20 protein-coding genes are annotated in these 24654 nt (G+C 44.2%); 4 read left to right on the top strand and 16 right to left on the bottom strand.

Annotated elements, in window-relative coordinates; all coding sequences use genetic code 11:
* Nucleotides 1-66: 66 nt before the first annotated feature.
* The 9 genes from KHS79_RS06935 to KHS79_RS06895 form a co-directional block, all read right to left on the bottom strand.
* Nucleotides 67-903, bottom strand: coding sequence for an HDOD domain-containing protein (locus tag KHS79_RS06935; RefSeq protein ID WP_212717821.1), 837 nt, complete (start codon nt 901-903; stop codon nt 67-69).
* 45 nt (nt 904-948) lie between these two features.
* Nucleotides 949-2832, bottom strand: a complete 1884-nt coding sequence (locus tag KHS79_RS06930; RefSeq protein ID WP_212717819.1) for a GspE/PulE family protein — start codon at nt 2830-2832, stop codon at nt 949-951.
* Between the two features lie 143 nt (nt 2833-2975).
* A complete protein-coding gene (locus tag KHS79_RS06925; RefSeq protein ID WP_212717816.1) occupies nt 2976-4139 on the bottom strand; it encodes an ABC transporter permease in 1164 nt (387 codons plus the stop codon).
* A complete protein-coding gene (locus tag KHS79_RS06920; protein ID WP_027708040.1) occupies nt 4136-5134 on the bottom strand; it encodes an ABC transporter permease in 999 nt (332 codons plus the stop codon). The genes KHS79_RS06925 and KHS79_RS06920 overlap by 4 nt, the downstream gene beginning before the upstream one ends.
* A 54-nt stretch (nt 5135-5188) precedes the next feature.
* Complete coding sequence (locus KHS79_RS06915; protein ID WP_212717813.1) at nt 5189-7078, bottom strand: ABC transporter substrate-binding protein; 1890 nt, start codon at nt 7076-7078, stop codon at nt 5189-5191.
* 1 nt (nt 7079) lies between these two features.
* A complete protein-coding gene (locus KHS79_RS06910) occupies nt 7080-8996 on the bottom strand; it encodes an ABC transporter ATP-binding protein (RefSeq protein WP_233468294.1) in 1917 nt (638 codons plus the stop codon).
* Between the two features lie 286 nt (nt 8997-9282).
* Entirely contained in the window at nt 9283-9864 is a 582-nt protein-coding gene (locus KHS79_RS06905; RefSeq protein ID WP_094787444.1) for a DUF1285 domain-containing protein, read from the bottom strand.
* Between the two features lie 40 nt (nt 9865-9904).
* The gene (locus KHS79_RS06900) at nt 9905-10564 is read right to left on the bottom strand and encodes a DUF4823 domain-containing protein (protein WP_212717811.1); all 660 of its coding nucleotides are present in this window, start codon (nt 10562-10564) and stop codon (nt 9905-9907) included.
* A gap of 317 nt (nt 10565-10881) precedes the next feature.
* A complete protein-coding gene (locus KHS79_RS06895; RefSeq protein ID WP_051311281.1) occupies nt 10882-11604 on the bottom strand; it encodes a TetR/AcrR family transcriptional regulator in 723 nt (240 codons plus the stop codon).
* Nucleotides 11605-11826: 222 nt separating this feature from the next.
* Between KHS79_RS06895 and KHS79_RS06890 the strand changes: the two genes are divergently transcribed.
* Both KHS79_RS06890 and KHS79_RS06885 read left to right on the top strand, forming a co-directional pair.
* On the top strand, nt 11827-12954 hold the full coding sequence (locus KHS79_RS06890) for an aminotransferase class V-fold PLP-dependent enzyme (RefSeq protein WP_212717809.1): 1128 nt from the start codon (nt 11827-11829) through the stop codon (nt 12952-12954).
* 68 nt (nt 12955-13022) lie between these two features.
* Complete coding sequence (locus KHS79_RS06885; RefSeq protein ID WP_233468293.1) at nt 13023-14084, top strand: hypothetical protein; 1062 nt, start codon at nt 13023-13025, stop codon at nt 14082-14084.
* 417 nt (nt 14085-14501) lie between these two features.
* Here KHS79_RS06885 and creA read toward each other — a convergent pair whose 3' ends face one another.
* The 7 genes from creA to KHS79_RS06850 all read right to left on the bottom strand — a co-directional run bounded on the left by creA (nt 14502) and on the right by KHS79_RS06850 (nt 20344).
* Nucleotides 14502-15005 carry a protein CreA gene (gene creA, locus KHS79_RS06880; RefSeq protein ID WP_212717805.1) on the bottom strand — a complete coding sequence of 168 codons (504 nt, stop codon included), beginning with the start codon at nt 15003-15005 and terminating at the stop codon, nt 14502-14504.
* Nucleotides 14999-15355, bottom strand: coding sequence for a hypothetical protein (locus KHS79_RS06875; RefSeq protein WP_212717803.1), 357 nt, complete (start codon nt 15353-15355; stop codon nt 14999-15001). Before KHS79_RS06875 ends, creA begins: the two co-directional genes overlap by 7 nt.
* Nucleotides 15355-16098 (bottom strand): J domain-containing protein, encoded by a 744-nt coding sequence (locus KHS79_RS06870; protein WP_212717801.1) that lies wholly within the window; start codon nt 16096-16098, stop codon nt 15355-15357. The genes KHS79_RS06875 and KHS79_RS06870 overlap by 1 nt, the downstream gene beginning before the upstream one ends.
* 75 nt (nt 16099-16173) lie before the next feature.
* Nucleotides 16174-16878, bottom strand: a complete 705-nt coding sequence (locus tag KHS79_RS06865) for a hypothetical protein (RefSeq protein WP_027708048.1) — start codon at nt 16876-16878, stop codon at nt 16174-16176.
* Between the two features lie 110 nt (nt 16879-16988).
* Entirely contained in the window at nt 16989-18365 is a 1377-nt protein-coding gene (locus tag KHS79_RS06860) for an L-serine ammonia-lyase (RefSeq protein ID WP_212717799.1), read from the bottom strand.
* Nucleotides 18366-18530: 165 nt separating this feature from the next.
* Entirely contained in the window at nt 18531-20000 is a 1470-nt protein-coding gene (locus tag KHS79_RS06855; RefSeq protein ID WP_212717796.1) for an aminoacyl-histidine dipeptidase, read from the bottom strand.
* A gap of 32 nt (nt 20001-20032) precedes the next feature.
* A complete protein-coding gene (locus KHS79_RS06850; RefSeq protein ID WP_157365421.1) occupies nt 20033-20344 on the bottom strand; it encodes a hypothetical protein in 312 nt (103 codons plus the stop codon).
* Nucleotides 20345-20598: 254 nt separating this feature from the next.
* Between KHS79_RS06850 and KHS79_RS06845 the strand changes: the two genes are divergently transcribed.
* Both KHS79_RS06845 and KHS79_RS06840 read left to right on the top strand, forming a co-directional pair.
* Nucleotides 20599-21462: a type 2 periplasmic-binding domain-containing protein gene (locus KHS79_RS06845; RefSeq protein ID WP_212717788.1), complete on the top strand. Its 864-nt coding sequence runs from the start codon at nt 20599-20601 to the stop codon at nt 21460-21462.
* A gap of 612 nt (nt 21463-22074) precedes the next feature.
* On the top strand, nt 22075-24402 hold the full coding sequence (locus KHS79_RS06840; RefSeq protein ID WP_233468291.1) for a M4 family metallopeptidase: 2328 nt from the start codon (nt 22075-22077) through the stop codon (nt 24400-24402).
* The last annotated feature ends 252 nt before the right edge of the window (nt 24403-24654 follow it).

Here is a 24654-nt window from a genome sequence, read left to right as displayed (position 1 = left end):
GATAGTATACGCCGAATAAGCATATACAGGCTTTCTACTTTTGGCTATTTTTTCAATAGCCCGAGGTTAGCTAAATGCTTCGACAAAATCCTCCAACTGGATTTCTAACTCTGCTAAATAAACATCTTTGATACCGAGTAGCCTTACTTCTGGCAGTGCTGCTAAAACTAACTTGGGTTGGTTGTTTACTCCGACACCTGCTTTAGCGCAGGCATAATCAACCAGCCTGGTGATAATGAGTAAAATATTTTTTGGGTCAAAGTGTTCCTGGTGATGGACACGACTTATTTGACAAAATAGAGGGGGTAATTCCCAAGACTCCATTACTTGTGAGCCGTATTGAGTGTGTAAGGTATTAATGAGTTCAATAATAACAGACTCAGTCAATTCAAAAGTATCATCTTCTTGAAAAATTTCGTCGAGCACTTTAAGTATCACCAAGCTGCCAAGGTCATGGAGTAAACCAATCAGAAATGCCTGGTCTTTTATTTTTTTATAACCTGATTTTATAGCTACCCATTGACACCCGCCTGCAGAAGCGGATGCATGTTGCCATAACTTCAGCATGATTTTATTTAAGACGGGATGCTTAGCTTTAAATATTTGTTTTTGAGAGGTAACCATAACAATATTTAAAACTTGTTCAGTACCAAGTCGGACTAAAGCTTGTTGTATGCTTTCTAACTTGGTTAAACCAGAAAACATTGCTGAATTAGCAACACGTAACACTTCACTGGCCAGCGCGGGGTCCTTTAAAATGAGCTTTTCTACCTGTGCCATGTTGCTATTACTGGCGATGGTTTTTTGTAGTTTAATGGCAACTCGATTAAAAACAGGCAGTTTGAAATGTTGATCTCTTGCGCGTTTTTCAATTTCTTCAGGTATAGATTGAAAGCCCGCCATGTTAAACTAATATCCTTATAAAAAAACTTTCACAAAAAAAGCTATTCACAATAGGTAGCTTCGTCCTAGCCGTTTTATTTCCTGTAAAGGACGAGGCTTTTCTACATGAGGCAACATTCTTTGAACCTCTAATAGTGTAGTCAAACCAAGCGAGGCTTTGTCAATACCATCTTCTTGTAATGTAATTAATCCCGATGTCTCAATACTAATTCGTCGTATTTCAAATGAAGGGCGATTGGAGAGTATGGCATCTTTTACTCGCTCATTGAGTACCAGTAATTCATAAACGCCAATTCGACCGTGATAACCTGTATAAGCACATTGTTCACAGCCTTTACCTATTTGAAAATTTTCATTTTGAAGATCACTGGACTGTAGGTTAAATCGTAACAGTTCGAGGGGTTTTGGTTGATAGGGTTGCGCACACTGCAAACAAACTCGCCTTAATAAACGTTGTGCTAATACAGAAATAACGGTTGAGCTAATAAGAAAAGACTCTATATTCATGTTCATGAGTCTTAATAAACCACCGATGGTATCTTCTGTATGAAATGTGGTGAGAACCTTATGACCTGTTAGTGCCGCTTGAATAGCCGCTTCTGCAGAGAGATTGTCTCTGATTTCACCTAACACAATGACATCAGGATCTTGCCGCACCATGTGTCTCAGTGTTTCTTCGAAAGTTAAACCAATCTTGGGGTTGAGAGAGCACTGTGTAATACCATCAATCACATATTCTACCGGCTCTTCGGCAGTAATGATACTGACTTCATTATTATTTAAATAATCTACACAACTGTATAACGTCGTCGTTTTCCCTGACCCAGTTGGGCCTGTTATTAAGACGACACCTGTTGGTATATCGAGCGCATCCTGCTTGAATCTTTCTAAAACGGCAGGTGCCATCGTTGTTTCGTTGATATTTAGAAAAAGCGCCTTTCGTTTAAGTATTCTTAAACAAACCTTTTCACCATAAATTGAAATATAAAACGAACAACGGATATCGATCACTGCACCACTGGAAGGATCGGTAAACTCAAATTTACCATCTTGGTGACGCCGGCGTTCAGCAATATCTGCTTGGCTAAGCACTTTAAGGCGCCCTATCAGGCTTGGGCCTTTTGCTTTCTCAAATTGCTTGAAGGGAAATAATACACCATCTCGCCGAAATCTAACCCTGACCTTATCGTTTAATGTTTCGATATGAATATCACTGGCATCCAGCTGTATGGCAGAATACAATATTTCTTCTACTTGATTAACACTAATTTTTTCATCTGAGAGTTCTTTGTAATCAGTATTTCTCTTCTTGTAATAGCTAAGCTTATTGATTGCTTCTGTTAATGCTTCCTGGCAACAAATGAGGGGTATTATCTTGCAATGAAAACTATTTTTTACAACGCGCAGCATCTTTTTATCACGAGGGTCTAAGCAGGCAATAAATACAATGTTTTTGTCTGATTTTATAGGTATGAATTTATATTCTTCACAGAGTTTAGGGGGAATATCATTAAGCAGTGATTTATCAATTTTATTAAAATCTGGATCAAGGTAATGAAATCCAAGTTGAGAGGAAAGTACTTGAATGAGCCGTTTTTCTTTTATGTAATGCTGTTCAATCAGAATTTCGCCAAGTTTTTTGCGAACGCTCAGGCTTTTCTGAATACGTAAGGCATTTTCCAGTTGTATTGACGTTATATCACCCAGTTCAACTAATAAATCGCCGAGTCGAACTTCTAGGTTCATTTGGCGTAATACGTTATTAAGCTGTTCTTCAGTAAAGTACTCTAAAGACAGCATGGTATTTAATAGCGTTTTATGCTCTGCAAGTTTACTGCGAACACGATTTGCATGCAGAAACTGTTTTTCATTAATCAGTCCCGCTTTAATAAGTAGCTGGCTAATGGCTGTGCCCGTGTCCAGATTCATTCCATTGACTCTTATTCGCCACTTTTAATAGGCCCTAGTGTTAAGCGGTTTTATTTAGTGGACAATTTTTATGTGTCAGGTTGTTATTTATATGCTGTAAAAAACGTTTTAGTGTCTATCGATATTTTTTAATCGGTTTGAGTCTAATTTTTGTAAGGGTCCGCAGCATCACGCAAGCCATCACCAAAAAAGTTAAAGGCCAAGATAACGATAATAACAGGTAAAACCGGCATCAATAGCCAAGGATAAATCGCTACCACATTAATATTTTGAGCTTCACTTAATAAAACGCCCCAGCTGGTAATCGGCGGTCGCAAGCCCAACCCTAAAAATGACAGTGCGGTTTCACCTAAAATCATCGCGGGTATGGATAAAGTAGCTGAGGCAATTAAATGACTGGTAAAAGAAGGCAGTAAATGCCAACGAATAATACGACGTGTGCTGGCACCCATCAGTTGTGCAGCCATGGTGTAATCTTCTTCTCGTAAAGACAAAAATTTAGAGCGTACCGCTCGGGCTAGTCCTGTCCAGTCCATCAAAGCCAAAATAATGGTGATGCCAAAAAACACCCAAATAGGACTCCATGTGACAGGGATAATCGCGGAAAGGGACATCCAAAGCGGCAGCTCTGGAAAAGACCGAATCATTTCGATAACCCGTTGTACGACATTATCGACCCAGCCGCCGTAATAACCCGCTAAACTGCCAAAAATAATGCCGAGTACAATACTGATCGTAATACCCACTAATCCTATAGTGGTGGATATTCGTGCACCATAGATTATGCGAGAGAGCATATCTCGTCCCAGCCGGTCTGTGCCAAGTAAGAATAAGGTGCTATCTGGCGCGGGACACACAAGATGTACATTGCTGGTAAACAGCCCCCAAAATTCATATTCATCCCCTCGGCAGAAAAAGCGCAGTGGGTAAACCTGGCTTGTGTCTTCATGGTAAATACGCTGAAGCACTTCCATATCTAACGTGTTGTACCAGCGGTAGACAAAGGGACCAATAAACTCTCCTTCATGAAACCAGTGCACAGGTTGTGGCGGTGAGTATATGTGGTCAGTATTCCGGGTATGCAGGTTATAGGGGGCTAAAAACTCGCAAATTAAGATAGAAATGTACAATAAAACGATAAACACCCCACTCCAGTACGCCAGTTTATGCTGCTTGAATTTCCACCAGATCAGTTGCCACTGTGATGCCAGCAAAAACTTTTCCTGGGCTTTGGTTACTTGTTCCAGAGCGTTAGGGTCGTAGGGCTCAATAGAGATATAGTGGGGGTTTGCAGGATTACGATTCATCGTGTAGCCCCCTCCCCTAACCGAATCCGTGGATCGAGTACTGCTAATAGTAAATCAGAGATCAGTACACCAATGACGGTTAGCAGCGCTAAAAACATCAGGAATGACCCTGCTAAATACATATCCTGGCTTTGTAGCGCACTTAATAACATGGGACCGGTGGTCGGCAGCGATAAAACCAGTGCGACAACTTCTGCACCTGAAATAATACTGGGTAACATATTACCGATATCGGCAATAAAAAAGTTGAGTGATACACGAAACGGGTATTTTAATAGCAGTCTGGTTTCTCCAAGCCCTTTGGCACGTCCAGTCACAACATACGGTTTGTTTAACTCGTCAAGAAGGTTAGCGCGTATCCGGCGAATCATACCCGCGGTTCCTGAGGTACCGATGACAATAACCGGGATCCAAAGGTGCTCTAATACAGAAACAAACTTATCCCAACTCCAAGGCTGATTAATGTATTGGGCATCCATTAACCCACCAATGGACGTACCGAAATAGACATTGGCCAGATAAAGTAATACCAGCGCTAACAGGAAGTTAGGTGTAGCCAGACCAATAAAGCCAATCAGGGTTAAACCGTAGTCTCCCCAGCTATACTGGTGGGTTGCCGAGTATAAGCCAATTGGAAAAGCAATTATCCAGGTGAAGATGATGGTCACCGTTGACACCAGAATGGTTAGATACATTCGGTCTCCAACCACCTCTGTTACAGGCATGTTGTACTCAAAGGAATAACCAAGGTCACCCTTGAGAAAGCCTGTAATCCAAGTGAAGTATTGCTCAGGCATGGACTTATCAAGCCCATATTCCTCGCGCAGAAAGGCAATTTTCTGCTTATCAACAGACTCCCCCTGACTTTGCAGTTCGGCAATATAGCTCTCCAGGTAGTCACCTGGGGGTAGCTGTATGATAGTAAACACGACAATACTGATAATTATTAACGTTGGAATCATCAATATCAGTCGGCGAATAACATATGCCCACACGGTTTTGGCCTCTTTGTTAAATTAACCTACCGTTGCTTTCAATTTGATAAGCATTTATTCCTGCTCATCATTAATCCAAAACGTATCCGGACGAAATACACCAAAGTAGGCGCCTGGCTCCCAGCTATACCAAGCTTCCTTTGGTACATTGACTAAGCGGTTGCTGACCACAACGGGTTGTAATACGCCCGTTACGGTGCCTATGGTGTAGACCTGATCAGCGTATGTCTTCAAGATGGTCTGCCAGATGGAGGTACGTTGTTTGCGACCATCAGCATTAACCCATGCTTTATGTAATTCGGCGAGCTCCAGTAATTTTGGTAAGTCGGGTGGATTACCTTGACCCGTTTCGTAATATTTACCCCACTGCGACCACTGATACTGTTCCTGCATACTTGGACAAAGCTCGCGAGGTGTCATCTGAGGGGTGGGGAGTGCATTATCAAGCCCTTCCCACACGGACATTAGTGCTTCACCAGAAAATATCCGATTACGAAATACTTCCCGCTGTGACGGTCGAGAGTGTAATTTAATACCAATGGCCTGCCAGTGATCATTGATCAGTTCAAGCACATCGGTCTGCTCCGTTGACTCCCCTGCCGTGTGCACCACAATTTCCATTGGGCGCCCGTCAGGCAGTAGCCGAATACCATTGTCATTCCGTGCGGTAAGTGCCATGTCATTTAATAGCTGATTGGCGAGTTTGGGGTCGTACTGGGTCCAGGCCGAACTTAGTTCTGGGCTATATAAGGGGCTGCTAGGCAAGATGGTATTACCACTCTCTAAAGCAAGTCCGTAATATACTACCTGGTTAATTTCATGGCGGTTAATGCCCACTGAAAGTGCGCGTCGAAAGCGAACATCCTGCATGATTTTCCGCCAGACGGGGTCATTGGCATTTAGGTTGGGATAGATAGCAACCTGTGAACCACGGGCATTTTTCCAAAAGCGAACCTGATACTTACCTTGCTTTTCGCCTGCCTTTAAAAAAGTGTAATTATCCAGGCGTAAATAACGCCCTTGTATGTCACTGTCCCCCGCCCTGGTTTTGGCAGGGATTAAGCCACTGCTGACAATGTTAATGATGACTTTATCAATATAGGGTAGCTGCTGACCTTTCTCATCAATACGATGATAGTAAGGATTACGCTCAAATATAAAACGGTCAGACGGCCCCTTGGTTTTGATCACCCAAGGCTGTAAAGAGGGTAATTTGGGGTTTTGCTGTTTATACAGGTTACTTCGTTTATGGTGCAATCCTTGCCAGTTTCGTTTACCTGCTTTTTCAACGAGCAAGTCCAGTGTTTCTTTTTGGGTATAACGGGGGTGGAACTGTTTGAGATAGTGGGCTGGCATATAGATAAATAAGGGGCTGGGAGCTGCCAAGGCGGTTAGAAACTTGGGGTTAGGATCTTCCCATTCATAGCGTACGGTGTACTTATCAATCACAGTAAACTTAGGGGGCTTATCATTGACCATCAGCTGAATGGGCGGGCCAAAAGGTGATAGCTCTTTATTGGTGGCGACATCTTCCCAATAGTAGCGAAAATCCTCACTGGTAAACGGCTTGCCATCAGACCAGCGATGTCCTGGGCGGAGGTAAAGCGTGAAAATACGGTCTTCTTTAATATTAATACCCTGCAGAATATCAGGTACAAGCTCAAAGTCCTGGTTATACGCTACTAGCCGAGCGTAACCGTAGACAGTCATCATGCGAATATCTTTACTTTTGGCCATTAAGGTTCGCAGGGTGCCTCCAGGCTTACCTTGTTTATAGGGGGCTTTAAAGGTGACGACGGCGGGAATATCAGGCAAGCGGTCATTGGCGAGCAGGCAAACACTGAACACTAAAGTGATTAAACCGCATATAAAGCTGAGCTTGCCAGCCCAGTGCGGATAGAGCTTATTAAGACTGATGTATGGAGACCAGTGATAGCTACTCATATCAGTCGTTCACCGTACACATCCGGACAAAGTGTTGATCGCTGATCTCCACCAGATCATTGGGGATATGGGGCGATAAAGTATAGGGTGCTGGCCAATATTCAGGCTGGGATAATGGCGTTACCATATGTTCAAAATCAAGTCGTGCATTGAGGTCTGGCACAGGTACTGCTTCCATTAAGGCCTGTGTGTAGGGGTGTTGGGGGTTATAAAACAAGTCTTTGGTTGGGGCTATTTCGACCAGTTGACCACGACACATTACGGCAATTCGATCGGCAATATAGTCCACCACTGCCAGGTTGTGACTAATGAACAGGTAAGTAAGCTGTAGTTGAGCCTGTAAGTCTTTTAGTAAGTTTAGGATCTGGGCTTGTACGGAAACATCCAAGGCTGAGACAGGCTCATCCAGAATTAAAAAGTCTGGTGCTAACGCCAGTGCCCGGGCAATACTGATACGCTGACGCTGTCCTCCCGAAAAACTGTGGGGATAGCGGTTGAGTAAAGCAGGATCAAGTCCTACCAGCGTCATGAGATCTTTGACGCGATGCTCCCGGTAACTGGCATCCCCCTGCTGGTGAATGCAGAACGGTTCACTGAGAATCTCGCGAATGGTCATTCGTGGGCTGAGTGCACTGTATGGATCTTGAAAGACCAGCTGCATTTTGGTGCGGAACTGTTGAAGTTGATTGCCTTGCAGCGTATCAAGGTCAGTCATTTTTCCCCGGTCATTGTATTGGATCTGGCCAGAGGTTGGCGAAATTGCTTGCATGACGAGCTTTGAAACGGTGGATTTACCGCAACCACTTTCGCCTACCAGGCCAACACATTCACCCACACCGATGTCCAGCGAAAAATCCAGCACGGCTTTAATTTCTTGTTTAGGTCCACGGCGCAACCAGCCCTGTTTACGAGTGATATAAATTTTACTGAGATCTTTAATGCTAAGGTGAGGACCTGCTTGTTTTGCTTCTTCTGGCCAGGGTTCAAAAGCGCCAGCGACTTGCTCCACTGAGTTTTCAATTGAGCGAATGGGAATGAGGCGTTCATCGGGTTGCATGCCAAACCGGGGAATGGCCGTAAACAGTGAGCGCAGGTATTTATGTTGAGGACTCAGAAAAATATTACTGACAGGTCCTCGCTCAACCACTTGGCCATGGTACATAACCACCACTTCATCTGCCATGTTGGCCACTACCCCCAGGTCATGGGTTATTAAAAGAATGGCCATATTTAATTCTTGCTGTAACCGCTTCATTAGCTTCAGAATTTGCATTTGTACGGTGACATCTAAGGCGGTGGTTGGCTCATCCGCAATTAAGATTACTGGGTGGCAGATCAAAGCCATGGCAATCATGGCGCGTTGCCGTAACCCACCAGAAAGCTCAAAGGGGTAAAGGTCCATCGCCTGCTCAGAGTTGCGAAAACCCACCAGAGATAACATTTCCCGTGTCAGTCTAAGTCCTTCTTTATGGTTTATGTTGCGATGAAGCATTAAGGCTTCGCTGACCTGGTTACCAATGGTGTGCATCGCAGACATTGACACCATAGGCTCTTGAAAAATCATGGAAATTTTCCCGCCTCGGATAGAGCGAATCTCAGGCCCGCGGCGAGAAAGTTGGGCAATATCGATGGCTGGGGATGAAGGCTGTTCCTGAAGTAAAATGTGTCCACTGCTGATAGCACCATTGCTTGGTAAAATACCAAGAATGGCTTGGGCGGTGACTGATTTTCCTGAGCCTGACTCACCAACCAGTGCCATGGTGGAACCATGACGCAGGTTAAAGGAAATGCCTTTGACAGCATTAAACACGCCACCTGGCAGTTGAAAATCAACACAGAGATCTTGCACAGATAACAGAAAGGTTTCTTCCTCGGTACTTTGTGCTTCATGTGCTGTTTCAGCTATTGCCTCGCTCAATCAGCTCCCCCTTTATAATGTTGTTTCTCATTCATTAAATAATGAAAAGAATTGTTATACCAAAGCATATCCCGAAAAATAAACGATTCAGAGAATAGATTAGGCGATTACTGTGGTATTTGTGAAGCTATCTAGTATTTATTCCTAGTCTTTATTCAAATTCCGTTTTGATAAGACAGCCATTAACGTAGCTATTAAATAGGTAAGATAACGTTAATATATCCTTCATTTGAGGTATATATTTTCTTACTAATAGTTGTGCCGCCAGTGGGTATAACATGATTAATTAATCATTTATAGGCTGCTTGGTTAAAGGAAAAAAATAGTGGTCACTCCAAAAACCAAATAGACGTTGTTTGTCAACGATATGCTCTTCCCCAAGGGCAACCAGCTGATAAAAAACATTGCGATGAACTCGTGCCCATAAATTATCCCTTACTTCAAAATAAGGTATTTCTTCTCCATTTTGTGTTTCACGAGTTTCCCATCGTGTTGATGGTGATAAAGGGCAGCTATCACCACTTTGTGTGGTCAATTTAATATGTTGAGTAATACCGTGTAATTGATTATCCATAATCACTGCGATAAATGGTACATCTTCCACTTGAATGGTGAGTTTTTCAACGGGAGTGACTAAAACATACTCCTCTGCTTCGCGCCGTAACACCCGAGAAAACAGCCGAACCAGTGCGGGACGTTGAATAGGACTATCTCGATAGTACCAAGTGCCATGCCAATCAATGCGCATATCACTGCTACCACAAAGTGCTGGTTGCCACTGATTCACTGGTAATGGTTTTGATTGTTTTAAGCCTTGCTGAATATTGGCGGCAATGGCTTCTGGATTTAAACGGTTAAACTCGGTCATTCAAATTTGCTTCCTGTCCATGTGTACCTTTTTCTGAAGCTTAATAACTTCGAGCAGGTATTGGTGCAGCTAAGCTACGCACCAGTGATACCAGAGGGGCTTCAAATAACTCATCAGGCTTATCATTAATAAAGGTCAGTCGACCACTTTTTCCCAGTACCTCAATGGTATCGACAATTTGTCCTGAGCCTAGCTCAACAATACTGACTTGCCCTCGCACCTGATCTCGTCCTACCCGACGGATGTCTTCTGTTTCTTCCCACTCAATCCAGTTACCCACCTGGTCATCTACCAAAAGGAGTTGGGTAAAGACCAAGTAGTTAGCGTGTTGACGTCGAGCTTCCTGTTGTGCTTTCACAAAACTGAGTGTTTTGTCGGCATGATCGGTGTAAGGAAAATAACGCTTAAAGGCGGCTGTGGTTGCTAGTGCAAAGCGCTTAGCGTAATCAGGCTGGCGATGGTCAACAGGCGGCGACTGGTCGGCAATAACCAGTATTCTGGCATTATTCGGCAGTACCCAGTTTGATGTTCGTTGCTGCTGGTGGTTATCGATGATGCCAATATCTTTTAAGTAGCGCTGAGTTTCTGAGGCAATGTCACTGGGCATACAGCCACTGAGTAATAACATGATAAGCCCGAGTGTTGACGCTCTATGAAAAATAACCAGCGGCATACTCTGTTGTGCTTTTTGATGCTTCATCTGCACTCCCCTTATGTCTGGGTCTTAGCGCTACTTGCTAACTACCAATATGATGCGCCACGGCAACACTTAGCCGGTACGGACAGTATTTACTGCTTCACTTGTCTTATCACAAAATAGGCAAATGCTATGCCAACGCAAATGATAATACCAAAGCAGTAGAGGGGCTCAGGTTGTAAGTGGTTTGCAAGCGGATGAAAACGTCTAGCGAAATAATAAGCGACACCTGGTTTCAACCTGATTCGCCAAAACGGGTTTCAGGTTGTACTACAGGTGTCGGTTATCATAACGTTTTTTTATTGCAGCCAACGGGCTTATTAAGTCACTGGCTCTTCGGCCTCCTGTGTTAAAGGGTTAGTTGCATCTGCAGGCTCTGGTTGTGGTGTGATATCCAGGGCCTCCTCCGTTTTTTGCACACGAGGCTTGGCTTGCCCGCGGTTACCCATACGTACACCAATATCCATCATGAAGCGGAAGAAGTCTTCTTTATCATGAATGACATTTTGCCAAAATGTGGAGTGATGTATGGCGACCATACCGTGGACCAAGGCCCAGGCCGCGCAGTAGTGATAGTACGGAGGCACATCTTCTAAAGCACCATCTGCTATCCTTTGCTGAATAATTTCACTGAGCCGTGAGAAGTTAGAAGCACGGATTTTGTGTAGCTGTTGAAATAATTCAGGGTGAGGATTTCGACGGCTTAGTTTTTGTTCTAAGCGATCAAACAGATAGTACTTTTCAGGATGACGCATGCGGTATTCAAAATAGGCACGAGGCAGAGCATCTTTATCCTTGGTTACGGCATCCGATTGAATCAGGTCTGCTAACTCCTGTTCATAGTCCAACATCAGTCGTAAATAGATTTCTGCTTTGGAACGAAAATGTTTATAGATCGTTCCTTTGCCGATACCAACGGCATCAGCAATCATTTCGACAGTGACGTTATCTTCGCCTTTCTCCAGGAAAAGAGTCAAAGCTGTAGTTAGAATTTCCTCTTCGCGTTGCCTAAAGTCGCGCTGTTTTCTTGATGTTATAGTCATAAGCTGCACCGTAGTTGAGCAACACCATTGTTATTATTGCTGTTTACTTATGGCATTTAATACTTACTATTGTGAGGTCGACCGGCAAGAATTATGCCGTATAAAGGTTTTTATTTGCCACATCCTTTGTGAAAATACATCAGTTTAGGCCTGTTTTCTATACCAAATGGAATAACTGATATTATTTAATTAGATTTTAGCAACCGAAGTAAAGGTAAAATTATGTCGCAATGGAGCCACGAATTTCCACTTGATGAGTCCCTGTGTTATCTCAATCATGCCGCGGTAGCCCCATGGCCCATGCGTGCTACACGGGCAGTTGAGCACTTTGCACAGGAAAACAGCCGGCTGGGTGCGACTCACTATTCTAGCTGGGTAAAAACGGAAACTCGGCTGAGAAAATTGTTAGCAGAATTAATTAACGCACCTTCTGTGCAAGATATAGCATTGCTTAAAAATACATCAGAAGCATTATCTGTGGTTGCCTATGGACTCTCTTGGCAAGCGGGTGACAATGTGGTGATCACTGATCAAGAATTTCCTTCTAACCGCATTGTGTGGGAGTCATTACAGGATCAGGGTGTTGAAGTTCGTGCTGTGGCGTTAACAGGAGAGAATCCCGAGGCAGATTTGCAAGCGGCCTGCGATGAACGAACACGAATTATGTCTGTGAGTTCTGTGCAGTATGCAACGGGCTTTAAGCTTGTTCTAGCAACATTAGGTGCATTTTGTCAGCAGCAGGATATTTTATTCTGTGTCGATGCGATACAAAGCCTGGGCGCTTTGGAGTTTGATGTTCAAGAGGTTCAGGCTGATTTTGTAATGGCGGACGGCCACAAGTGGCTGCTAGGTCCTGAGGGATTAGCGGTTTTTTATAGCTCACCTAAGGGGCGAGATCAGTTAAAAGTGCTGCAATATGGTTGGCATATGGTCGAGCATATGGGCGATTATACTCGCGATGATTGGACTATTGCTAAAGGTGCACGGCGCTTTGAGTGTGGGAGTCCAAATATGCTAGCCACTCATGCCCTTAATGCCAGTGTTGACCTGTTGCTAGAGGTGGAAATGCATCGTGTCGAAGCGCAATTGCTTCATAATATCAACTACTTGCAGCAGGCTTTGCGTGCGTTACCTGGTGTTAAGTTGATCAGTGAAACTCGAGAAGGTCGGCATGGAGGAATTGTTACCTTTGATGTGCCGGGTAAGGATACTGAAGCGATGTACGCTAAGCTTAATGAACAGGGTGTTATTTGTGCTCATCGTGGTGGGGGTATTCGTTTGTCGCCACATTTTTATACTCCGCAGGGTATATTAGACAAAGCCCTATCTTACATTGAGGGCTTGTTGTAACGCCTGACAACCTTACAGAATGTTGGCGGCTTATGGGGAAAATACAACACTGGTTAACACGGTGGTTAATGAGTAAGCGTTCAGATAAAGGGTTGCTGTTATGCGACTTTGAACGAATACGCTATGAGTTAAAGCCCTGTGATGTCATTTTAGTGGAAGGCCGCTCACGCATTGCTGAAGTGATTCGACGCATTACGCAAAGCCCTTGGTCACATGCAGCAATGTATATTGGCCGACTGCATGACATTGAAGATGCCTGTGTCAGGGAACAGGTTGCATTGAATTGTAATTGTACCCCTGACACGCAACTGATTATCGAAAGTGAGTTAGGTTTAGGAACTGTGGTTCGTCCTATAACGGTCTATGAGGACGATCACTTACGAGTGTGTCGACCACGAGGACTCAAGTATAAAGATGCCCAGCAAGTTATTGCCTATGCGGTGAATAAGCTGGGACATCATTATGATGTCAGGCAGATTGTGGATTTGGCACGTTTTTTCTTGCCGTGGGGAATTATTCCTCGTCGCTGGCGCTCTAGCTTATTTGCTAAGGCTCCAGGTCCTACTACCAAAACGGTATGCTCAACAATGATTGCTGAGGCTTTTGGGCGGGTTCAGTTTCCTATTCTGCCGTTAGTGAAAGCCAATGATGACAGTGGACGGGTACGCTTGTTTATGCGTAATCCTAAACTATGTACTCCCAGTGACTTTGATTATTCCCCTTACTTTAAAATATTGAAATACCCTTTTCTTGACTACAGCTACCACGCCAGTTATCGCCTACTGCCCTGGCATGGTGAAGTGTTGCTGGATGATGAAGAGGCAGATCACTATATACAGGAGCAAACTGTTGTGGCTCAAGCTAAGGAGTCTGCTCAAAGTGATGCCTCACAGCCGGCAAGCGCAAAGCCTACAGGCAAGCTTGTGTCATCCCGCCCGAAGACGCCCAATAGTCGAACACCAATTAACACTTCAGATAAGCCAACTGGCACCTCGCATAAAACTAGTACTTCACATAACAGCGTAGCGCCCTCCGCTGAAGCGCAGGCAAAGGTTGAGGCATCAAGCACTGATGAACCACCGCCGCAAAAGCTGACACGCCATCCAGGTGATATTTATCGCGACGAGTAGCTGAACGTCTGAAGTGTTCAACTTAAGTGGCAGGTTTGTTGCGGTATTTGGATAGTCATGATGACTGAGTGCTTAAGCCGAAGTCTGGTCGCTGACCCGTAAGCTATAACTCATGGACAAAGGGATATACCTTCTTATGCGAAAAGAGTTTAAGAAATAGTGGAGGATTTTTCGATGTACATAATACTTAGAGTACTGATGTGATTTATTCCCCCTAACAAATCGCATCAGTCTAGGTCATTCGTGACCTTGGTACGTAGGATTGTGTACCTTTGTTTCACTCCTAATGGTCTTTTCAAACCCGACTTCTTCCCCCAGGATTCGGGTTTTTTTTTGTCTCACTAATTTATCAATCTAAGTGATTTAGTTTGAGTATAGATATAACTCGTAATAATTCTATTTTATTTCTGCAATTTATTAAGGCTGGGACGTTGTGGCTGTTGTCCAAGGCAGTATAGGCACTGCAGAGATACTGTTTTTGGGTGAGCCTTCAATCAGCTTGTCACTGTAGGTCAAGTAAATAATCACATGACGTTTAGGGTCATAAAATCTCACTACCTGCATTGTTTTAAAAAGTACTGATGTGCGCTTTTTAAATACTTGTTCACCATCATTTTTGCCACTTTTAATGGCAGGAGGAACTATGACTGGGCCAACTTGCCGACAGGCAATGGAGGCATCAGAGGTATCCTCTGCCAGCCCTAATGAACCTTTGATTCCTCCTCTTTTGGCTCGACTTAGGTAACAGGTAATGTTAGCAACATCGGGGTCATCGAAAGCCTCGACGACGATTTTGTCATTGGCTCCCACGAGTTTAAATACGGTGCTCACTTCACCAATGGTTTCGGCCTTACTGATGGTGGTGAGCAGCAAGCCGCTGAGGCCTAGGCCCAATATAAGTCGCCATCGAGGGGTTAGCATTGTAATTCTCCTTGACGTTTAAGTTGATCGATAAGGTGGTTAATCTCTTTTACAGCTTGTTCAGTGCACTGTAACTTTTGCTCACAGTTGGGCTTCACCTGTTGTGTGTCATCCAGATGCTGGCAGGCTTGACGAACTTGCTCTAATTCAGGGTCATGTTGAATAGGTAAACCGATAAAGATATGCCACTCACTTATATCCAGCTGCTGGCCAATGGCACGCTGTAAAATACTCATGACGTGTTGTTTAGTGACTTGATAGTGAGGCGTGCGTAATCGTGCCAATAAATAAAATAAGCTGCCTAGTAACAGCACACAAATCAGTAAGGTTATGAGAAATAAATAACCCATCAGGCGGTCTTTGATGATAAGTGCTTAAGCAAAATATCCCGTGCCTGATTGAGCTTGCTGGCTAGATAGCTACTCCCGCCTTTATCAGGGTGAATATTGTGCATTAGGTGACGATGCGCATTCATAATTTCAGTTCGGCTGGCAGAGACTGATACACCAAGGATTTGTGCTGCTTCGTCAATACTCATTTCTGCCTGGAAGCCTTGTTTTTGTTCTTCTTGCTGCTGATAAGCTTGCCATTCATCATGACGCATTTTTCGCAAGTAGGTTTCCAGCAGTTGGCAGCTATCCTTATCACTTTCCGGGCAGGTATTATAAAGCTCAGCAATGGCTTCTATTGATAGCTTAGACAGCAGTTGTTGTGCATAACGACCAGTCAGGACAGTGCCATCAATGGTGCCTGATGTATGGTCAAGAATCATTCGCAGTCGTTCAGTAGTTACTTCAGACTGGGATGATGATACTCCTGGCTGTTGGCGCCGTTTAAGCCAGTCAACCACTTGCTTCATTTGTTGCCATGAGCCTAACAGTGCGCCAAGCCTGCGAGCAAAGGGAAGTAAAGCTGCCAAGATGGCAAACAGTCCATGAATTCGGCCGGTGATGACAAGTCCTAGAAGGATAGTCACCGCTAAGGCTATAAGCCCTTTCTTAAGCCATTGCTGCTTAAGGTGGGGTGGTAAACGACGGTATTTCCACCCGATCCACAGTAATGCTAACAGCCCTAAAATCAGCAAAATTCGCACAGCAAAGTCCTTGATTGATATGTTTTTTCAATAGGCTGGTTAACACTAGTATGTTTTGTAATAGTAATTCAATACCTAACGTAGCTGGCGCTCTAATAATGCTATTGTTTCAGGGTGCTTGGCACGTAATTTGGCTAAAGCATCAATACCACCGACAGCATAAACGGCAACGGCTGTCAGGAGGGCCTGTAGCTGGCTAGCACTGTTTTGGTCAAACTGGCAGTGAGCACCATCTGATAGCTTAGCTAAGTGGGCAAAACCTTGACGGGCATGGGCGTCACACCCTTCTTGAAAAATAAAGAGTGGCACATTTTTGAGCTTGAGCTGGCCAGCAAGCTCGGCCAATGCATCAACAGGTTCTTCCAGGCAGTCACCCACCAAGACAATGGCGTGCAATGTCCCCTGCTGCGCTAACTTCAGTCCATGCTTTAGGACTCTTTCAATTTGGGTTTGCCCCCCTAAACACTGAACTTTCAGCATCTCTGCTAATAACGCCTGAGTATTGGTAAACCAGCTAGAAGTATGAAAAGCATGATAGCCATGGTAATAGCACAGCTGAATGGCCAGCTTGCCAAGCTCAGCGGTTTCTAAAAACATTTGTCCTTGTAGTTGGCAGGCTATGTCCCAGGTAGGCTGTCGGCTGGCGGTTGCATCAATAGCGAACAGTAACCGGCCTTGTGTTGAGGCATTACTATGAGCTGGCAGTTGTTCAGCTTGCGCTATAAAGTCTGCAACTGAGGTGGTCTTAGTTTGGCTGGGCAGTTTTTTGTTATCTGTCATGACTGTCTTTTATAAGTTTCCCTGTCTATAGGTGATCTTTGTTAAGTTTAGCGAATCCACTCACTACGGACTACACATCACTTACAGACAGGGATAATCAGTTGCTGTAACTAACAAATAACTACATTGACGGCTAAGCCACCCAAAGCGGTTTCCTTGTATTTGCTTTGCATATCTTTACCAGTTTCATACATGGTTTTTATGACATCATCCAGTGACACACGGTGTGTACCATCGCCACGAATGGCTAAGCGAGCGGCATTAATGGCTTTGATAGCACCCATGGTATTGCGTTCAATACAAGGGATTTGCACCAGCCCTCCGATTGGATCACAGGTCATGCCCAGGCTATGTTCCATGCCAATTTCCGCGGCATTTTCAACTTGTCTGACCGTGCCGCCCAGTACTGCAGCTAAAGCGCCAGCAGCCATTGAGCTGGCGACGCCAATTTCACCCTGACACCCTACTTCGGCAGCAGAAATAGAGGCATTTTGTTTGTAGAGAATGCCGATAGCCGCAGCTGTTAATAGAAAATCGTACATCCCCTTAAGGTCGGCACCATGGACAAACCGCATATAGTAAGCCAGAACCGCAGGAATAACCCCTGCAGCACCATTAGTAGGGGCTGTAACCACTCGACCACCGGCGGCATTTTCCTCATTAACGGCCAAGGCAAACAGGCTTACCCAATCCATTAGTGTGAGTGGGTCTCGGAGGCCAGCCTCTGGCTTAGTCAGCAAGTTTTGGTAGATATCTGCAGCACGCCGAGGAACGCCTAAACCGCCTGGTAATACACCTTTGGTTCGACAGCCTCGCTCGATACATTCAGTCATCACCGTCCAAATATCTTGCAGGCGCTCTTCTACTAAGCGTTCACTTTCATGGAGCGCAATTTCGTTCGCCATCATTAATTCAGCAATGGTTAAGTTATTCGCCTCACATTGCTTGAGTAACTCTTGAGCAGAGTTAAATGGATATGGAATTGTTTGACTGTCAACCTCTGAATGCTCTGCACTGAGTTCATTTTCACTGAGTACAAAGCCACCGCCTACCGAAAAGTAAGTTCCCTGTTTTAGGGTGTCACCTGCAGCAGAGATCGCTATGAGTGTCATACCATTGGGGTGAGCAGATAAAAACTCGTCATGATGAAATTGCAGATGCTGTTGTGGGTTGAAGGTAATTAAGTGAGTGCCACCCAATAGCAGCTTATGTTGTTGATGTATTTCTTCTACTTGCTGGGCCGCCAGTTGTGGGTCAACCCGTTCAGGTCGGTGGCCTATTAAGCCCATTAATACAGCTGTATCTGTCGCATGTCCTTTGCCTGTCAGCGCTAATGAACCATATAGGTGAGCCTTTATGGTATGCACTTGATAAAGGTCTTCACCCAATGACGCTAGAAAACGGTTTACAGCAACCATTGGCCCCACGGTGTGTGAGCTTGAAGGACCCACACCTATTTTAAACAGGTCAAATACACTTAATGCCATAGTCGATATCGTCTTAATGTTAGTGTTCTTACTACAATGTTGGCAGGAAAAACGCTCGTTTTACAACTGCTGAATAAACACAATATGCAAAGTTGGTGATGGAGTTAAAGAGTAAAAGAACAGAAAGTGCAGTAATTAACTGCACTTTCATGGAGGTATGAAGGGTTATTGTTCAGTGGCAATGGCTTTTAAGGTGGCAACTAATAAGTCCCAAAAACGCTGAACACTATGAATATTCACTTTTTCATCGGGAGAATGGGGATAACGAATGGTTGGTCCAAATGAAATCATGTCCCAATGTGGATAGGCGGCTGCCAGCAAGCCACACTCTAGACCAGCATGAATGACTTTGATTTCAGGTTTCACCTCAAATAAACGCTGATGAACGCCGATCATGGTTTGCAAAACAGAAGACTGCATGTTTGGCTGCCAGCCCGGATAGGCCCCCTCAAAGCGGATGGTGGCGTTGGCCAGACGGAAGGTGTTAGCAACAGCATTGGCGAGCGCCTGCCCTGCACTATCAATCAAGCTTCGAGCTAGACTGGCTACATGGATTCGGCCGTCTTCAACAGTGATAACACCCAGGTTGGTTGAGCTTTCAACAATACCTTGTACAGTGTCACTCATACGCATAACGCCATTTGGACAGGCACTAAGGGTATGGCTCAATGTCTTTTGACTTGCCGCAGGCATTAGCTGTGCTAAGGGTGCTATTTCCGATAATGTAAGCTGTAAGTCTGGCTCTGCGTGCTGTAATTCATTGTTTAATATAGCTTGCTGGTCAGCCAGCCACGTTTTTAGCTGCATAACGGCAGCATTTGGGCAGGCTAATTTAATAAAGGCTTCTCTTGGAATGGCGTTACGTAATGAACCACCTTGAATGTGACTGACACGAATAGGCAGTTCCGCTTGATCAGCCTCGCATAGTAAGCGTGCCATCAGCTTATTAGCGTTAGCTCGACCAAGATGGATATCGACCCCTGAGTGACCGCCTTTAAGACCGGTTATGGCTAGTTCAAAGCTTTGATAATCAGCCGGGATTGGCTCAGGGCTATATGTCCAATCTGCACAGATATCAACACCACCAGCACAACCTAGATACAGCTCACCTTCATCTTCAGAATCGAGATTCAATAAGATGCTGCCTTGCAGCTGTCCAGGCTGGAGACCCATGGCACCGGTCATACCGCTTTCTTCATCAATAGTGAACAGTGCTTCAATAGGTCCATGTTGTAAGTGCGTTGACTCTAACACGGCGAGAATGGCAGAAACGCCAATACCGTTATCTGCACCTAGTGTTGTGTTTTCTGCTGTTACCCAGTCCCCTTCTATATAGGCATTGATTGGGTCTTTAGTGAAATCATGTTGGGTTGTACTGTTTTTTTGGGGCACCATGTCCAGGTGGGCCTGTAATACAACACCTGGTGCATGCTCTAAGCCTGATGTTGCTGGTTTGCGGATAATCAGGTTGCCGACGTGATCTTGTGTTACAGATAACCCCAGATCGGTTGCCCAGTGCTGAATATGTTCAGCCAGTTGCGCCTCATAACCTGAAGGATGAGGAATGGAGCAAATCTTAGCAAAGTGTTGCCAGAGGGATGATGGTTGAAGTTCTGTTAAATGTGGTGCATTCATATACTGCCTTTCAACAAGTTCTTAGCTAATGACTAGCTACTCAATAAATTGCTTTTATGTATCCAATGGCGGTGAACATATGAAGCAAAAACAAGGGGATGTGGTTCTGGATCCCGAAATGATACGACATGCGAAGTACAACATCCTAGCCATGGAGAGAAGTATTTTATACGAATACGCTGGTTAAAAGGAGTATTTCTTAGGTATTCAACTGAAACCGCAAGAGGCTGGTTTTCCTTAAGTGCTGGGCCAGCTGTTGCTTGTGCTGTTATGGGGGTTGTTACGATAGGAGATAGAAGTACGCCACAGCTAGCGATGTGGGTTAGAAATTGACGACGTAGCATAGTCACTCCTGTAAATCACAATAAAACTAAACACCTTACTTTGGCTATCACTGGTTAAAGGGATATACTTCCCGATGCTATGCAATAGCGTGTGAATGTTGTTGATAGTTTATACTGCTTTATACATTTAGATAATTCTGAATTACGCAAAGCTTAAGTTCTGGTTTTTTATGTCGATGACGTCGAGAAATATAATGCGTTTGGATTATTGAACGCTTTGTGTCATAGCCAAGGGAAGTAAAACAATTGTTAGTATGAGTTTGAGGCGATTTATTCGTACCGTGTGTTATGTTTTATTGGTGTCGTCAGGTCTCCTACAGGCGGCTCATGCGCCGTTTACAGTGACCGTTGCAACACCTAAATATGTGGCGAGAACATTTTTACTCTGGCAGCAGAAAACACCTTGTCAGCAGGTAAAGCAGTATTCGTCGCCCTATGCCAGTCGTGGTACAGTCGAACTGGTTATTATATGCCGAGCGCTTTATGAAGCTGGACTCAACTTCAGTTTGGACTTGTTAGAAGCACCTAATTACTCTCGTGCATTGTTAGATGTGAAATCAGGGCGTGCGATCATTTCAGCAGAAACGGTATGGGATCAGGAAATTACTGAAGAATTTCATGTGTCTAAATTGATTATTCCATCAAATAAATTTGTAAAAGGCGTTTATGTTCGTTCCGGCGATAACCGTCTCAATAATGTACGAAACATAGATGATTTACGAAAGTTTCGCGGTGTTATGGTAAAGAATTGGATAATTGACTGGTACACAATGGAAAACATGAACTTAACGATGTTTCCCGTTAATTCCATTGAATCACTTTACTATATGATTGAGACAGAACGCGCAGATTATACGTTGCTTGAATTTAATCAAGCGGCACATCAAGCTCGGCGTGTTAAACATATACAATTACAAATTGTACCTGGGATAAAAATTAGGCTGGAAGGTGAACGTTTTTTTGTAGTGAGCAAAAAGGCAAAATATCACGATTTGGTTTTTTCTTTCCTGCAGCAAGGTTTAGATGTTTTACAAAAAAATGGAGAAATACACAGGGCTTATCAAGAGTCTGGTTTTTTTAACCCGGTGATGAAAGATTGGATTTTGTTAAACCCATAATGTTGTTTTTGGATACGTTTCCCTTCCTTTGTTAATTGCGAACAATTTTTATATAAAGTTGCCTTGATGCGGTGCATTGGTTATAGACAACACTTTCAGTGCGTTGTACTTCCTTATTGATTTCGCGTTATATCAAATAATGAGTAAGTAAATTCTTCATTAAAATAAACTGTGATGTTGTTAAACGTTATTTATCCTCAGTGTGGAACTATATGACCACATAAAAAATTTCCAATAAATTTTAATAAAAAAATAAAGAGCTAGGAAGTCTAGGAAATATTGAAAGGTGGTTGGTGTATTGACCCCTGAAAATCATTCGTATTGGATGTGTTAAAAGGTATAGGTATACCACCTGTTATTAAATATATAATAATAAGTAAGTGGATAATTATAAAAATTAAAACAAGCTGATTTGTTGGTTGCGGCTATTTGTTTGCTATCAATGATTGTTTTTGCTTTCGATTGATGGTGCTCTCTAAGTATTAAGGAGTAAGCATAAAGGCTATCTATTGTTAATAGATACGTTGTTATTAATTAAATGCTTTTTATGTGAATGCAGCAATAAATGTTAAGTAATGTATTTGCACAACTAAAGTATTTATGCAGGGGAATATGATGAAGTATAGAAGTAGCACACTTATTTTAGTGGGTGCTGCTGTGTCCAGTACACTTTTTTCACTGCCCTCGTGGTCAGCTGAAAAAATTAACCTGGAATATAGTCCGTTAACACAGGCTATTCGCAGTGCAGCACCAGTCCATGAAATTTTACAACTAAGTTCAGAAAAAGATGTTATGGTTATCCGTTCGATTTCTACCAGTGATAACCAACAAAAACATCGATATCAACAATACTATGAAGGCGTACCTATTTATGGCTTTAGTTTTGTTGCCCGCGAAAATCATGCTGGTCAGTTTAGTGAATTTTCCGGAGATTTATTAGTTGCCCTGGATGAGCATAACTTAGAAGTTTCGCCCAGTTTAACGGCAGAGCAAGCACTGCAAATTGCCGTTGAGCAATCAGGTCACACAGGATTTGTGCAAGATAAAATTGAGCATAATAATAAGAAGCTATGGATTTATGCTGAAGACGAGGCTGATCCTCGACTAGCGTATGAAGTGAGCTACTTTACTCACAACGCATCAGGAAAACCTACTCGTCCCTTCTTTATAATTGATGCGCATACGGGCGAAGTACTTGATCACTGGGAAGGTCTTAATCACCAACAAGCAACAGGGCCTGGCGGTAATAAGAAGTCAGGAAAATACCAGTATGGCTCAGATCACGGACCGTTGGAGGTTGATGCTCAGTGTCGTATGAGTACTGCCAATGTTGAAACCATTGATATGAAACACAGGGAAAGTGGTGGTCAGGTTTTTCAGTTTAATTGTCCTGAAAATAATTATAAAGAAGTGAATGGTGGGTACTCACCGTTAAATGATGCCCATTATTTTGGTGGTGTTGTCTTTAAACTTTATAAAGAATGGTTTAATACTCAGCCCTTGAGTCATAAATTAAGAATGCGGGCACACTATAAACAAAATTATGACAATGCTATTTGGGATGGACGGCAGATGTCATTTGGTGATGGTGGGAGTATGTTCTATCCCCTCACTTCCTTAGATGTAGCTGCTCATGAAGTAAGTCATGGCTTCACCCAGCAAAATTCAAATCTAGTTTATCGTGGTCAGTCAGGTGGTATTAATGAAGCCTTTTCTGATATGGCTGGAGAAGCTGCTGAATTTTACATGTTTAAGAAAAACGACTGGTTAGTGGGTGGCACGATTACCAAAAGTCGCGAAGCGCTTCGCTTTTTTAAGCAGCCGAGTAAAGATGGTGTATCAATTGATCATGCCAGCCAATACCGTGAAGGCATGGATGTTCATAACTCAAGTGGTGTCTTTAATCGTGCTTTTTACACATTAGCAACGACCAATGGCTGGGATATTAAAAAAGCATTTGAAGTGATGGTGGTTGCTAACCAAATGTACTGGAAGCAAAACACGAACTTTGAGCAAGGTGCTTGTGGTGTTGTTAAAGCGGCTAAGGATAAAGGCTACCCCGAGGCAGATGTGATTGCTGCATTTGGCGTTGTGGGTTTAGGTAAAAGCTGTGGCGGAAACCCTGGTGAGCCACCAGGACCAGGCCCTCAGCCACCGAACCCTGATCCTAATCCGCGACCTCCAGGCCCTAACCCTCAGCCACCAGGACCTGATCCAGAACCTCCATGTATTCCCCCAGGTGGACCCAATATGCCCCCAGGAGGACCATGGCCACCGATGCCACCCGGAGGACCCAATATACCGCCAGGTGGACCCAATATGCCCCCAGGAGGACCCAATATGCCCCCAGGAGGACCATGGCCGCCGATGCCACCTGGAGGACCCAATATACCACCAGGTGGACCGAATATGCCCCCAGGAGGACCATGGCCACCGATGCCGCCCGGAGGACCCAATATGCCCCCAGGTGGACCGAACATGCCTCCAGGTGGATGGCCTCCAGGTTGGCCGCAAGCAGATGTTGAGGGTTCACGCGCAGATGAACAAGTTATGTGGCCAGGCCGTCCGGGTCGCCCAGGGCGACCTGGAAGACCAGGACGACCCGGTAAGCCCGGTGGTCCAGGTAATCCATGTATTCCACCTGGAGGACCCAATATACCGCCAGGTGGGCCGAATATGCCCCCAGGAGGTCCATGGCCACCAATGCCTCCAGGCGGACCTGGTGGCCCAGGTAAACCACCCGGAGGACCAAATATGCCGCCAGGTGGCCCTTGGCCGCCAGCACCTCCTGGCGGACCTAATATCCCTCCTGGAGGTCCCAACATGCCTCCGCCAACAGGACCTTGGCCTCCAGGTCCACCTGGAAGTGATTGGCCAGTGAATGAACAAGTGGAGGAAGGTTCTTCGCAACAAAGCGATGTTGAGTCGAACGTCGAATAATTAACTCATAATGTAACCATGGCAAGGGAGTGCCATGATTACAAATAACTTAGCTATGATTTAACCCCTGCCACTCATGGTCAAGTAGACCATAAAGCTCTGTGTCAGAGATTTCCCCATTAACAATCCAACGTTCCCGTAAAAAATCTTCTTTGTGATAGATACTGCGTTAAAGCAGGTCCTAGTTTGAGTAGTCTTTTCCTAAAGATTGATTATTAAATAGGTCTTTACTGATATTTGTTATTGTGATTA

The sequence above is a fragment of the Zooshikella ganghwensis genome (assembly GCF_018263875.1).
Lineage (GTDB): Bacteria > Pseudomonadota > Gammaproteobacteria > Pseudomonadales > Zooshikellaceae > Zooshikella > Zooshikella ganghwensis.
The sequence above is the reverse complement of the archived record's forward strand: the minus strand, read 5'-3'. Positions and strand labels throughout refer to the sequence as shown.